This is a genomic window from Streptomyces sp. B6B3, assembly GCF_039871525.1.
Taxonomy (GTDB): domain Bacteria; phylum Actinomycetota; class Actinomycetes; order Streptomycetales; family Streptomycetaceae; genus Streptomyces.
Window position 1 is genome coordinate 867,439 of record NZ_JBDPLU010000001.1, and the last position, 13,883, is coordinate 881,321.

Genomic DNA, 13,883 nt, shown 5'->3' on the forward strand with positions numbered 1-13,883 from the left:
ATGACCTTGCTGTCCGTGGACGAACTGACCGTCACCTTCACCGGTGGCGGAGGCCGCGGCACCCGCGAGGTGCCGGCCGTGGAGGGCGTCTCCTTCACCGTCGACCAGGGGGAGGTGGTGGGCCTGGTCGGCGAGTCCGGCTGCGGCAAGAGCGTCACCTCCCTGGCGCTGATGGGCCTGCTGCCCAGAAAGGGCGTACGGGTCGGCGGCCGGGTCGAGTACGACGGCACCGACCTGCTGACGCTCAGCCGGAACGCGATGCGCGGGCTGCGCGGCACCCAGTTGGCGATGATCTTCCAGGACCCGCTGTCCTCGCTGAACCCGGTGGTCCCCATCGGCGTCCAGGTGACCGAGATCCTCAGCCGGCACCGCGGCATGCGCGGCTCGGCGGCCCGGAAGGAGGCCGCGTCGCTGCTCGACCGGGTCGGCATCCCGGATCCGACCCGCCGGCTGAGGGAGTACCCGCACCAGCTCTCCGGCGGGATGCGCCAGCGCGCGCTGATCGCCATGGCGGTGGCGTGCGCGCCTCGCCTGCTGATCGCCGACGAGCCGACCACCGCCCTCGACGTCACGATCCAGGCGCAGATCCTGGAGCTCCTGAAGGAGCTGGTCGAGCAGCAGGGCACCGCACTGCTGATGATCACGCACGATCTGGGCGTGGTCGCGGGACTGTGCGATTCGGTCAACGTGCTCTACGCCGGCAAGGTGGTGGAGGCGGCCGAGCGCCGACCGCTGTTCGCCACCCCGGCGCATCCGTACGCGCACGGGTTGCTCGGCTCCATCCCCCGGCTGGACGCGCCGCGGGGCGAGCGGCTGAACCCGGTGCGCGGTTCCATCAACGACACCATCGCCTGGTCCGACGGCTGCGCGTTCGCGCCGCGCTGCGACTTCTACACCATGGAGTGCCTCCAGGGCACGCCCCCGCTGGAGGGCCAGGCCGCGCTGCCGGACCCCGACCACCGGGTCCGCTGCGTGAATCCGGTGCTGCCGGTGGACGACGCGGGCGACGACGCGGGTGACGCACCCGAGGCGAACCAGGAGACGGAGGCCCCCGCATGAGCCTGCTGGAACTGGACGAGGTGAAGGTCCACTTCCCCGTCAAGCGCGGCATCGTCTTCGACCGCACCGTCGGCCACGTCTACGCCGTGGACGGCGTCTCGCTGTCCGTCGAAGCCGGCCAGACCTACGGCCTGGTCGGCGAGTCGGGCTGCGGCAAGACCACGCTCGGCCGGGCGGTCCTGCGCCTGGTGGACATCACCAGCGGCCACGTCGTCTTCGACGGCACGGACCTGGCCGGGCTGCCGCCCGAGCAGATGCGCCGCTCCCGCCGCCGGCTGCAGATGGTCTTCCAGGACCCGCTGGGCAGCCTGAACCCGCGGCAGAACATCGAGTCCATCCTGTCCGAGGGCATGGCCGCGCACGGGATCGGCGCGGACCGCGCCGAGCGCCGCGCGAAGATCAAGGAGATCCTGGAGCGGGTGGGGCTGCCGACGGACGCGCTCAGCCGCTATCCGCACGAGTTCTCGGGCGGGCAGCGGCAGCGCATCGGCATCGCCCGCGCGCTGGTGCTGGAACCCGACGTGATCATCTGCGACGAGCCGGTCTCGGCCCTGGACGTCTCGATCCAGGCCCAGGTGCTCAACCTGCTGGAGGAGCTCCAGGACTCGATGGGCCTGACCTACCTGGTCATCGCCCACGACCTGGCCGTGGTGCGGCACATCTCGGACGTCATCGGCGTGATGTACCTCGGCTCGCTGGTCGAGGAGGCGCCGAGCGACGAGCTGTACGCGACGCCGCGGCATCCGTACACCAGGGCGCTGATGTCGGCCGTCCCGGTGCCCGACCCCGAGGTCGAGGACCACCGGGAGCGGATCCTGCTCACCGGCGACCTGCCGTCCCCGGCCAACCCGCCGGCCGGCTGCCGCTTCCACACCCGCTGCCCGTGGCGGCAGCAGGAGCGTTGCGACACCGAGCGCCCGGCGCTGCGGGAGTTGGCGGACGGTCACAAGGTGGCGTGCCACTACGCGGAGGGGATCGCCGACGGCACGATCCGCCCGACCAGCGAGTTGGCCCCGCAGCTGCTGGCCGAGGCCGGCGGCTCGGGCGAGGACGGCGGGACGGTGGACAAGGACCGGGAGGTTCCGGTCACCCCCTGATCCACCACCCGTGACCCACCACCCGTCACGACCCGTGACCCACGACCCGCGACCCACGACCCGTGACCCGCCGTCCGGGGCCGCGACCGGCGTCCGCCGGGCGCGACCCCGGCGCGCGGGGGCGTCCCGCCTGACACCCTGCCTGAAATCCGCCGGATATCCCGATCATGGCTGGTTCGCGCGGTTACGGTCGGATCGTGAAGGCCATTCGTCGCATCTCCGTTCGTCCCGTCCTTCCCGACCCACTGCTCCCGCTCCAGGAGCTGGCGCTGAACCTGCGCTGGTCCTGGCACTCCGACACCCGCGACCTCCTCAGGTCCGTCGACCCCGAGAGCTGGTACGCCGCGGGCGCCGATCCGGTGCGCCAGCTCGGCCTGGTCCCGGCGGCCCGGCTCGCCGAGCTGGCCGCCGACCGGGGCTTCCTGCGCCGGCTCGGCGTCGCCGTGGAGGACCTCCGCGACTACCTGACCGAGCCCCGGTGGTACCAGCGGGCCGACGCCCAGGCCGGCGGCGAGCTGCCGCGCGCCGTCGCGTACCTCTCGCCCGAGTTCGGCATCACCGCCACCCTGCCGCAGTACTCCGGCGGCCTCGGCATCCTGGCCGGCGACCATCTGAAGGCCGGCAGCGACCTCGGCGTGCCGCTGATCGGCGTCGGCCTGCTGTACCGCCACGGCTACTTCCGGCAGAGCCTGGACGCCGCCGGCTGGCAGCTGGAGCACTATCCGGTGGTGGTGCCGCAGGAACTGCCGGTGACCCAGCTCAGCGAGCCGGACGGCTCACCGGTCCGGGTCCGGCTGACGCTGCCCGAGGGCCGCACCCTCGCCGCCCAGGTCTGGCAGGCCATGGTGGGCCGCGTGCCGCTGCTCCTGCTGGACTCCGCGCTCGGCGAGAACGACGCGGCCGCCCGCGAGGTCACCGACCGGCTCTACGGCGGCGGCAGCGAGCACCGGCTGGCGCAGGAGATGCTGCTCGGCATCGGCGGCGTCCGCGCCGTCCGGGCGTTCTGCCGGCTCACCGGGCATCCGCACCCCGAGGTCTTCCACATGAACGAGGGCCACGCGGGCTTCCTCGGCCCCGAGCGGATCCGGGAGCTCGGCGAACAGGGCGTCGGCTTCGACGCGGCGCTCCGCGCGGTGCGCGGTGGCACCGTCTTCACCACCCACACGCCGGTGCCCGCCGGCATCGACCGGTTCCCCGAGGAACTGGTCGCCCGGTACTTCGGCCCCGGCGGCGAGCTCGACCGGCTCGACGTGGCGGAGCTGCTCGCGCTGGGCCGGGAACCGGAGGGCACGGACGGCGCGCTGGGGCCGGCCGGCGGCACGCAGGACGGCGAGCCGCAGTTCAACATGGCGGTGCTCGGGCTGCGCACCGCGCAGCGCGCCAACGGCGTCTCCCAGCTGCACGGCCAGGTGAGCCGCGAGATGTTCGCCGTGCTGTGGCCGGGGTTCGACGCCGAGGAGGTGCCGATCGGCGCCGTCACCAACGGCGTGCACGCCCCGACCTGGACCGCCGACGAGGTGCGGCGGGCCCGGTCCGCCGACCGGCCGCTGACCGACCCGGAGCTGTGGGAGCTGCGCCGCGTCCTGCGGGAACGGCTGGTGCTCGACGTCCGCGACCGGCTGCGCGCCGCCTGGCGGCAACGCGGCGCGGGCCGGGCCGAACTGGGCTGGATCGGCGACGTCCTGGACCCCGAGGTGCTGACCCTCGGCTTCGCCCGGCGGGTCCCCTCCTACAAGCGGCTGACGCTGATGCTGCGGGACCGGGAGCGGCTCACCCGGCTGCTGCTGCACCCCGAGCGCCCGGTGCAGCTCGTGGTGGCCGGCAAGGCACACCCGGCGGACGAGAGCGGCAAGCTGCTGATCCAGGAGCTCGTCAGGTTCGCCGACGACCCCGCGGTGCGGCACCGCATCGTCTTCCTGCCCGACTACGGCATGGAGATGGCCCGCGCCCTGTACGCCGGCTGCGACGTCTGGCTCAACAACCCGCTCCGCCCGCTGGAGGCGTGCGGCACCTCGGGCATGAAGGCCGCGCTCAACGGCTGCCTCAACCTCTCGGTGCGCGACGGCTGGTGGGAGGAGTGGTTCGACCCGGACTTCGGCTGGGAGATCCCGACCGCGGAGGGCACGGCGGCCGGCGATCCGGAGCGCCGGGACGAGATCGAGGCGTCCGCGCTCTACTCGGTCCTGGAGGAGCAGGTGGTGCCCTGCTTCTACCAGCGGACCGGCGCCGGGACCGGCGGTCAGGGCGGCGGGCCAGGACTGCCCGCGCGCTGGTTGGAGATGGTCAGGGCCACCCTGGACCGGCTCGGGCCGCGGGTGCTGGCCGACCGGATGCTGCGGGAGTACATCACCGGCTTCTACGCCCCGGCCGCCGCCGCGCATCGCGCGCTGACCGCCGAGTCGGCCGGCGAGCTCGCGGAGTTCGCGGCCCGGGTGAGCCGGGAGTGGGACCGGGTGGTGGTGGACGAGGTGGAGCCGGGGCCCGAACCGGCCACCCTCGGCGGCACGCTGTCGCTGCGCGCCCGGGTCACGCTGGGCGACCTGGACCCGACGGCGGTCGAGGTGCAGGCCGTCGCCGGCCGGCTGGACGGCGACGACACGCTGGTCGAGCCGGGGTACGCGCCGCTGAAGGCGCGGGGCGGCCCCGACCTGACCGGCCGGTGGAACTTCGAGGGCGAGCTCACGCTGCACCGGCCGGGTTCGTGCGGCTACACGGTCCGGGTGCTGCCGGCGCACCCGCTGCTCGCCCACCGCGCCGAGCTCGGCCTGCTGGCCCTGCCGGCCGCCACCGCCGCCACGGATCCGGCCTGAACCGGCCTGAACCGGCTGGGCCGCCCCGGCCCGAGGGCGGGGGCGGCACAGCCGTGCGGTACGGGCCGCGTCAGGCCAGGCTCTCGCGCCACGCCTGGTGCAGCGTGGCGAAGCGGCCGGTGCCGGCGATCAGCTCCGCCGGCGGGCCGTCCTCCACGAGGCGGCCCTGGTCCATGACCAGCACCCGGTCGGCGATCTCCACCGTGGAGAGCCGGTGCGCGATCACCACCGCGGTGCGGTCCCGCAGCACCGTCACCATCGCGTTCTGCACGGCCTTCTCGCCGGGGATGTCCAGCGACGAGGTGGCCTCGTCGAGGATCACCACCGCCGGGTCGGCGAGCAGCACCCGGGCGAACGCCACCAACTGCCGCTGTCCCGCCGAGATGCGGCTGCCGCGCTTGCGCACGTCGGTGCCGTACCCGTCGGGCAGCGAGGCGATGAAGTCGTGCGCCCCGATCGCCCGGGCGGCCCCCTCGATCTCCTCCGGGGTCGCGTCGGGACGGCCGATCGCGATGTTCTCCGCGATGGTCCCGGAGAACAGGAACGCCTCCTGGGTCACCATCACCACGCCGCGCCGCAGCTCGGCGGTGTCCAGCCGGCGCAGGTCCGTCCCGTCCAGCAGCACCCGCCCCTCGGTCGGGTCGTAGAACCTGGCCAGCAGCTTGGCCAGCGTCGACTTGCCCGCCCCGGTGGCGCCGACCAGCGCCGTGGTCTGGCCGGCCGGCAGCGTCAGCCGCAGCCGGGGCAGCACCTCGCCGCCGGTCCGGTAGGAGAACCGCACGTCGTCGAACCTGACCTCGCGGCCCGGCAGCCCGCCCGGCCGGGCCGGCAGCGCCTCGGGACGCTCCGGCTCGGGCACGTCGGGGTGCTGGGCCAGCAGGCCCGCGATCTTCTCCAGCGACGCCGAGGCCGACTGGTACCCGTTCAGGATCATCGCGAACCGGTCCAGCGGGTCGTACAGCCGCTTGATGTACAGCGCCCCGGCGGCCAGCGCGCCGAGCTCCAGATCGCCCGAGGTCACCCGGTGCGCACCCCACAGCACGATGCCGGCCACCGTGACGGAGGCGATCGCCCGGGAGATCACCACGAAGCGGGCCAGCTCCAGGATGGTGTCGCCGTTGAGCCGCTCGTGCCGCCGGTTCAGCTCCTCGAACGCGGTGTCGTTGGCCTGCTCCCGGCGGAACGCCTGCACGGGGCGGATGCCGCCGAGCGTCTCGGAGAACTTCACGATGACCCGGGCCATGGCGGTGGACCGCTTGCTGAACCGCTCGGCGGAGCGGCGCCGGTAGTTGCGCACCAGCAGGGCCAGCGGGATGAACGACAGCATCGCGGCGCCGCCGATCCCCGGGTCGAGGTACCACAGCAGGCCGCCGATGTAGACCACGGAGACCAGCATCATCAGCAGGTCCTGCAGGCCCTCGTCGAGCAGTTCGCGGAGCGACAGCACGTCGCTGGTGGACCGGGAGATCAGCCGGCCCGACGTGTACCTGTCGTGGAAGTCCAGGCTCAGCGCCTGCGCGTGCCGGTAGATCCGGCCCCGCAGGTCGAGCAGGATGCTCTGGTTGATCCGGGCCGAGAGCCGGACGAAGAGGTACTGCAGCGAGCCTCCGGAGAGCGCGCAGACCAGGTACACGACGGCCACGGTGATCAGCGGCCCGTGGTCGTCGTTCCGCAGGGCGGGCACGCCGCGGTCGATGGCGTACGCCACCAGCAGCGGGACCGCCTGCACCGCGGCCTGCTGCAGGAGCAGCAGCATCGCCGCGAGCGCCACCCGGGAGCGGTGCGGTCGGATCAACGAGCCGAGCAGCCGCCGGGAGGCGCCCCGCGGGGCGGGCAGCTGGTCCTGGTCGAAGGCGTCGAAGACACCGGGCTCCTCCGGCGGTTCCGCCGGGGGTTCCGCGGGGCGGCCGGCCGGGCGCTCGGCCGGCCGCTCGTCGCCGGGGCGCGGAGCGGGGTCGGGGAGCCGGTCGTGCGGGGAGAGTCGGTGGTGGTCGGGGAGTCGGTCCGGATCGCGAAGTCGGTCGGGATCCGCGGTGGACGGGGAGCCGGGGCTCGTTCCTGCGCTGGTCATCGTGCGGTGACCTCGGTGGTGCGGCGGCGGTCGGGCGCGTCGGGCCCGTCGGGCGGGACGTCGGGCGCGGGCTCGTCGGCCCGCTCACCCGTCATCAGATGCCGGTACTCGGCGTTGCCGTGCAGCAGTTCGACGTGGGTGCCCACGGCGACGATCCGGCCGCCGGACAGCAGCGCCACCCGGTCGGCCAGCTGGACCGTGGACGGGCGGTGGGCGACGACCAGCGCGGTCGTGTCGGCCAACACCTCGCGGAGCGCCGCCTCGACGCGCGCCTCGGTGTGCACGTCGAGCGCGGACAGCGGGTCGTCGAGCACCAGGAACGGCGGGCGGCCCACCACCGCCCGGGCCAGCGCCAGCCGCTGCCGCTGTCCGCCGGACAGGCTCAGGCCCTGCTCGCCCACCTCGGTCAGCGGTCCTTCGGGCAGCGCGTGCACGAAGTCGTACGCCTGGCTGACCCGCAACGCCCGCTCCAGCGCCTCGTCGCCCACGGTCTCGGCACCCATCAGCACGTTCTCCCGCACGGTCGCGGAGAAGAGCGTCGGCTCCTCGAAGGCCGTGGCGACCCGCTCCCGCACCCGGTGCCTGGGCAGCGCGGCGATGTCCACGCCGTCCAGGGTGATCCGGCCCGAGGTCAGCTCGTACAGCCGGGGGACCAGGCCGAGCAGCGTGGTCTTCCCGCTGCCGGTGCCGCCCACCAGGGCCATGGTCTCGCCCGGCCGGACGTGCAGGTCGACGCCGTCGAGCACCGGCGGCGTGCCCGGCGCGGCGTCCGGATAACGGAAGACCACGTCGTCGAACCGGAGCCCGCCGACCCGCGCGCCGTTCTGCTCGCGGGGCCCGTCGGGCCCGCCCCGCCTCTCGGGCGCCGCGGGGCGCGCCGTCGGCTCGGGGGGCACCTCGGCGTCCATCACCTCGAAGAAGCGGTTGGTCGCGGTGGCCGCCTCGTTGCTCAGGGCCAGCAGGAAGCCGATGGACTCCACGGGCCAGCGCAGCACCATCGCGGTGGTCATGAAGGCGACGAGCGTGCCGGCGGTGAGGTCGCCGTCCGCCACCTGGGCGACCCCGAGCATCAGCGCCACGCCGAGGAAGAGCTCGGGCAGGCAGAGGATGACCATCCAGATGGAGGCCAGCAGCTTCGCCTTCCGCACCTCGGTGTCCAGCAGCCGCCGGGACAGGTCGTGGAACGCCCGCGCCTGGCTGCGGTGCCGGCCGAAGCCCTTGATGACCCGGATGCCGAGGATGGACTCCTCCACCACGGTGGTCAGGTCACCCATCTGGTCCTGCGCCCGGCGGGCGGCCACCGAGAACTTCGCCTCGAACACCACACAGGTCACGATCAGCGGCAGCACCGGCGCGATCAGAACCAGCCCGAGCGTCCAGTCCTGGGCGATCAGCACCCCGCAGCCGATGACGATGGTCGCGCTGTTGACTATCAGGAAGGTGAGGCCGAAGGCCAGGAACATGCGCAGCAGCTGCAGGTCGCCGGTGCCGCGGGAGAGCAGCTGGCCGGTGGCCCAGCGGTCGTGGAAGGCGACCGGAAGCCGCTGCAGGTGGCGGTAGAGCGAGGCGCGCATCGCGGCCTCGACGCCGGCCAGCGGGCGGGCCACCATCCAGCGCCTGAGCCCGAACAGCAGCGTCTCGAGCAGCCCGACGGCCAGCAGCACCCCGCCGCCGAACCAGATGCCGGCGGTGTCGCCGTCGGCCACCGGGCCGTCGACGATCCACTTGAGCACGAGCGGCATGACCAGGCCCATGGACGCGGCCACGATGGCCACCGCCGCCGCGCCGAAGACCCGGCCCCGCACGGGGCGGACGTAGGGCCACAGCCGAAGGAGGGAACGGACGACGGATCGTTTGGCGGAACGTTTTCGGGACGGGGAGGCTGGGGCTTCGGCTGAGGCAGACATCGTCTTCGAGACTACGGTTCGGCTCCGACACTGCCCAGCGGGTTTTTCGGCGTAGGACCGTGGCCGGATGTCGGGGTCCGGGCGCCCACCGGGCGCAGGATCGGGGCCGGGACGCGGTGCGCGCGGCGGCGAGGGACCTGTCGCGGGCGGCTGCGGGAGCGGCGCCCGCGGCCGGGGGGCGGGTCGCCCGCATGGTCCCTGTCAGTGAGTGCGCCTACGCTGGCCGGCATGAGTCCACGTCAGCAGAACCAGCAGGGTCAGCGCACGGAGCTGCGGGAGTTGCAGACGGCGCTGCGGACCGCCTCCGACATCGCCTTCGACGTGCAGACCCCCGAGGGCGAGCAGGCCGAGGTGCTGGTGGACGCGCTGCGCCGGGCGCTGGCCGCGGCGCAGGCGTTCGCCGACGGGCCAGGCACCACGGGCTGCCGCGAGCACCCGCGCGGCGCGATCGACCCGCTCTACGGGGACAAGGACGATCCGCTGCCGCCCGGCTGGGGCAGGTGCCTGCTGTGCAACGACCGGCGGCGCCGGGCCACGGCGCGGCGCGGCGGCATGGCCATACGCTGAGCGGACCTCGGACCACGGGGTCCTCAAGCAACCACCGTCTGCCGCCTGCCGCCTGGGCGAGCCGTGGGCCCGTCCGGCGCCCGCCGTCCGGCCCTAGCGGCCGGGCAGTCGCAGCTCGAACCAGGTGCACTTGCCGTAGGGCAGCAGGTCCACGCCCCACCGGTCGGCCAGCTTGTCCACCAGCCACAGGCCGCGTCCACTCACGTCCAGGTCGCGCACCGGCAGATGGCAGGGCAGCGCCCGGGAGGGGTCGCGCACCTCCACCCGGACCCAGCCGCGCCGGCGGCGGATCCGCAGGCCGAACACGTGCGCGCCGGCGTGCTGCACGGCGTTGCCGACCAGCTCGGAGACCAGCAGCACGGCCTCCTCGGTGAGCGGCGGCGGGAGCATCCAGCGGTGCAGCAGCTGGTGCCGGGTCAGCCGCCTGGCCGCGCCGGCCGACTCGGGTCGGGAGAGCAGGCGCACCTCGCCCACTCCCGGGTCACGGGTCAGTTCAACACCCTTCCCGGACGGCGTGACTCCCACCGCGTCGCGAGTCGGGATTCCCACCACGCCTGCCATACCCCCCATCATGCTGCCCCGGGGCCCCCGGCGTGCCCGGTTCCCGGGGAACAGCCCCGTGTGAGGGACGAGGAGCCGGATGGTAGTCCCCGCCACACATGTCGTTGGCTACTGGCCGGCGCCCCACTGGCTCCAGTCCATGTTCCAGCCGCCGAGGCCGTTGTCCGGGGCGATCACGTCGTCGTTGGAGTTCACCACCTCGACCACGTCGCCGATCAGCGAGTGCTCGAAGAACCAGGCGGCGGGGGTGGAGTCGTCGTACGCGCCCTGCACGTCGTAGAGGCCGATGCAGCCGTGGCTGACGTTCGCGCTGCCGAAGGTGGACTGGCCGGCCCAGTAGTTGCCGTGGATGAACGTTCCGCTGTCGCTGAGCCGCATCGCGTGCGGCACGTCGGGGATGTCGTACTCGCCCTCGTATCCGACGGTGGCGCCGTCCATCCGGGTCTCCACGAGCTGTTCGGTGATGACCATCCGGCCGTTCCACGTCTCGTAGCCCGGGGCGCCGGTGGTGACCGGTATGGTGCGCACCCGCTCGCCGTCGCGCACCACCTTCATGGACATGTCCGCCGCGTCCACGGTGCTGATCTGGCTGCGGCCCACGGTGAAGCTCACGTTCTCCCGCAGCGTGCCGTAGACGTCGTCGGCGCCCTCCACGCCGCGCAGTCGGAGGCTCACCTCGACCTCGGTGCCGGGCTCCCAGTACTCCTCAGGACGGAAGTCCAGCCGTTGGTTGCCGAACCAGTGCCCCGCCACCTCCACCGCGGGCTCGGTGGTGATCTCGACCGCGTCGCGCACCGCCGCGGTGTTCTCGATCGGGGTGTCGAAGGTCAGGGACAGGATCATCCCGACGCCGACCTCCGAGCCGTCGGGAATGTTCCAGTTGGTGCCGAAGGTGGCGTCGGCGGCCACCGTGCGGAAGCTGGAGCTCCGGGTCCGCTCCTGGCCCTCGGGGTTCTCGCCGACGGCCTCCACCGTGTAGCGGGCGGCGTTGGCCAGATGTTCGTTCGGCTCCCAACTGCCGCCGTCCTCGGCGAGTTCGCCCGGCACCGCGCGGCCGTCCGCGTCGGAGACGGTGACCTCCGTCAGCGTGCCGCCCTCCGCGGTCACCGCGAGCTCGCCCGAGGTCGCCACCCCGTTGGCCCCGTCCTCCGGGGCTATGCGTATCTCCACCGCGGCGGGCTTCGGCGAGGACGACGCGCCGGGGTCGTCGTTCGGCTCCTCCGCCTCCCCACTACCCGAACATCCCGTCACCAGCAGCAGGCCGCCGAGCAGCGCGGCCACGACGCCTGACCAGCCTCGACCCCTTGGGCGCGTCGTCACGTCGGCTCCCCCTTCACGCCACGCACCAGTGTGAACCCGGGCAGGTCCCAGTCCCGTCAATGCCCCGGTAACGGCCAGGTAATCACATCGTGCTGACGATGCGACCGATCGATTGTCACGCTTGGGTCGCAGTTCGCCCCTGGCGCCTCAGCCGGCGCAGCCTTGGCCATGGCAAAATGCCCTATACCGCCCGTATCACCTCCTTGGGCGGCGAGGATCCGGCCCGTTGACCGCACCGCGTGACGGCCGAGCGTGAGGAGGCGAACGTGCCCCAGGGACCAGAGCACGGCGCGGACGTCGACGCGTGGCCCGGGCAGCCGCAGCCCCTGGGCGCCCGCTTCCTGATCGACCCCGACGGCGTCGAGGGCACCAACTTCGCGCTGTGGGCCGGCGGCGCCGAGGCCGTCGAGCTGTGCCTCTTCGACGAGACCGGCCGGGAGACCCGCCGCCCGCTCGCCGAACTCACCCACGAGATCTGGCACGGCTTCCTGCCGGGCGTCCGCCCGGGACAGCGCTACGGATACCGGGTGCACGGCCGCTGGGACCCGCGGACCGGCGCCCGGTGGAACCCGGCCAAGCTGCTTCTCGACCCCTACGCCCGCGCCGTGGACGGCGAGCCCGGCCGGCCGGCCGCGGGCGGCGAGCTGCCCGCCGAGCTGTACGGCCACGTCCGCGACTGGTCCGAACAGGAGCTCGCCGACACCGTGCGGGACGACCGCGACTCCGCCCCGTTCATGCCCAAGGGGGTGGTGGTGCACGACCATGACACCTGGTCGGACGACCGCCGCCCCGACACCTCGTGGGCCGACTCCGTCATCTACGAGCTGCACGTGCGCGGCTTCACCATGCGTCATCCCGGCATCCCGCCCGAACTCCGCGGCAGCTACGCCGGGCTCGGCCACCCGGCGGCGGTCGAGCACCTGACCGGCCTCGGCGTGACCGCGGTCGAGCTGCTGCCGGTGCACCAGTTCGTCCACGACGACCAGCTGCTCAGGCGCGGCCTGCGCAACTACTGGGGCTACAACTCCATCGGCTACTTCGCCCCGCACGGCGCCTACAGCGCCTCCGGCACCCGGGGCCAGCAGGTGGGCGAGTTCAAGGGCATGGTCCGCGCCCTGCACCGCGCCGGCATCGAGGTGATCCTCGACGTCGTCTACAACCACACCGCCGAGGGCGGCGCCCTCGGCCCCACCCTCTCGTTGCGCGGCATCGACAACGCCGGCTACTACCGGCTCGCCGAGGACCCCCGCCACTACACCGACTACAGCGGCTGCGGGAACACCCTGCACGTGGTGCGGCCCCAGGTGCTGCGGCTGATCACCGACTCGCTGCGCTACTGGGTGCAGGAGATGGCCGTGGACGGCTTCCGGTTCGACCTTGCCTCCGCGCTCGCCCGCGCCATGCACGACGTGGACATGCTCTCCCCGTTCCTCGCGGTCATCGCCCAGGACCCGGTGCTGCGCCGCGTGAAGCTGATCGCCGAGCCCTGGGACGTCGGCACCGGCGGCTACCAGGTGGGCGCGTTCCCGCCGCTGTGGACCGAGTGGAACGACCGCTACCGCGACACCGTCCGCGACTACTGGCGCGGCGCGCTGCCCGACGTGCGCGACCTCGGCTACCGGCTCTCCGGCTCCAGCGACCTCTACGCCTGGGGCGGGCGCCGCCCGTATGCCTCCGTCAACTTCGTCACCGCGCACGACGGGTTCACCCTGCGCGACCTCGTCACCTACGAGCGGAAGCACAACGAGGCCAACGGCGAGGACAACCACGACGGCTCCGACGACAACCGCTCCTGGAACTGCGGCGTCGAGGGCGAGACGGACGCCCCCGACATCGCCGCGTTGCGCCGCCGCCAGGTGCGCAACGTGCTCACCACGCTGCTGCTCTCCACCGGAGTGCCGATGCTGCTGGCCGGCGACGAGATGGGCCGCACCCAGGGCGGCAACAACAACGCCTACTGCCAGGACAACGACATCGGCTGGCTCGACTGGACGCTGCTGGAGGATCCCGGCTGGCGGGAGCTGCTCGCCTTCACCAGCCGGCTGATCCGGATGCGCCGCGACCATCCGGTGCTGCGCCGCCGGGCCTTCTTCTCCGGCCGCCGGCACGGCCCCGAGGGCCTGCGGGACCTCGGCTGGTTCACCGCCACCGGCCGCGAGATGGCCGAACGGGACTGGTACGCCCCGAGCCGCACGCTCGGCATGTTCCTCTCGGGACGGGAGCTTCGGCAGCGTGACGCCAGGGGCCGGCCGGTCACCGACGACAGCTTCCTGGTGCTGCTGCACGCCGGCGCCGAACCGCTGGACTTCCCGCTGCCGGGGCCGCCCTGGGCCGACGGCTACCGCCTGCTGGTCGACACCGCACGCGACGACCCCGCGGCACCCCCCGCCACCCGGCACCCCGCCGGCACCCGGATCACCGCCCCGCCCCGCTCGGTCCTCCTGCTCCTCGCCGACCCGCGGGACTGAGAGGACCGAGCGCCGGTCCGGGG

9 protein-coding genes are annotated in these 13,883 nt (G+C 73.5%); 5 read left to right on the forward strand and 4 right to left on the reverse strand.

Going from position 1 to position 13,883, the window contains the following annotated elements:
• The 3 genes from ABGB06_RS03645 (at position 1) to glgP (ending at position 4,966) form a co-directional block, all read left to right on the forward strand.
• Positions 1-1,059: an ABC transporter ATP-binding protein gene (locus tag ABGB06_RS03645; RefSeq protein WP_347585182.1), complete on the forward strand. Its 1,059-nt coding sequence runs from the start codon at positions 1-3 to the stop codon at positions 1,057-1,059.
• Entirely contained in the window at positions 1,056-2,156 is a 1,101-nt protein-coding gene (locus ABGB06_RS03650) for an oligopeptide/dipeptide ABC transporter ATP-binding protein (protein ID WP_347585183.1), read from the forward strand. Before ABGB06_RS03645 ends, ABGB06_RS03650 begins: the two co-directional genes overlap by 4 nt.
• 197 nt (positions 2,157-2,353) lie before the next feature.
• On the forward strand, positions 2,354-4,966 hold the full coding sequence (gene glgP, locus ABGB06_RS03655) for an alpha-glucan family phosphorylase (RefSeq protein ID WP_347585184.1): 2,613 nt from the start codon (positions 2,354-2,356) through the stop codon (positions 4,964-4,966).
• Positions 4,967-5,036: 70 nt separating this feature from the next.
• On the opposite strand, the gene ABGB06_RS03660 is transcribed toward glgP, so the two are convergent.
• Both ABGB06_RS03660 and ABGB06_RS03665 read right to left on the reverse strand, forming a co-directional pair.
• A complete protein-coding gene (locus ABGB06_RS03660) occupies positions 5,037-7,037 on the reverse strand; it encodes an ABC transporter ATP-binding protein (RefSeq protein ID WP_347585185.1) in 2,001 nt (666 codons plus the stop codon).
• Positions 7,034-8,944, reverse strand: a complete 1,911-nt coding sequence (locus ABGB06_RS03665) for an ABC transporter ATP-binding protein (RefSeq protein WP_347585186.1) — start codon at positions 8,942-8,944, stop codon at positions 7,034-7,036. Before ABGB06_RS03665 ends, ABGB06_RS03660 begins: the two co-directional genes overlap by 4 nt.
• Positions 8,945-9,172: 228 nt before the next feature.
• On the opposite strand from ABGB06_RS03665, the gene ABGB06_RS03670 reads away from it, so the two are divergent.
• Entirely contained in the window at positions 9,173-9,511 is a 339-nt protein-coding gene (locus ABGB06_RS03670; protein WP_347585187.1) for a hypothetical protein, read from the forward strand.
• 93 nt (positions 9,512-9,604) lie between these two features.
• Here ABGB06_RS03670 and ABGB06_RS03675 read toward each other — a convergent pair whose 3' ends face one another.
• Complete coding sequence (locus ABGB06_RS03675; protein WP_347585188.1) at positions 9,605-10,084, reverse strand: ATP-binding protein; 480 nt, start codon at positions 10,082-10,084, stop codon at positions 9,605-9,607.
• A gap of 96 nt (positions 10,085-10,180) precedes the next feature.
• On the reverse strand, positions 10,181-11,392 hold the full coding sequence (locus ABGB06_RS03680; protein ID WP_347585190.1) for an Ig-like domain-containing protein: 1,212 nt from the start codon (positions 11,390-11,392) through the stop codon (positions 10,181-10,183).
• A gap of 266 nt (positions 11,393-11,658) precedes the next feature.
• Here ABGB06_RS03680 and glgX point away from each other — a divergent pair, with 266 nt between their 5' ends.
• The gene (glgX, locus tag ABGB06_RS03685) at positions 11,659-13,860 is read left to right on the forward strand and encodes a glycogen debranching protein GlgX (protein ID WP_347585191.1); all 2,202 of its coding nucleotides are present in this window, start codon (positions 11,659-11,661) and stop codon (positions 13,858-13,860) included.
• Positions 13,861-13,883: the final 23 nt, after the last annotated feature.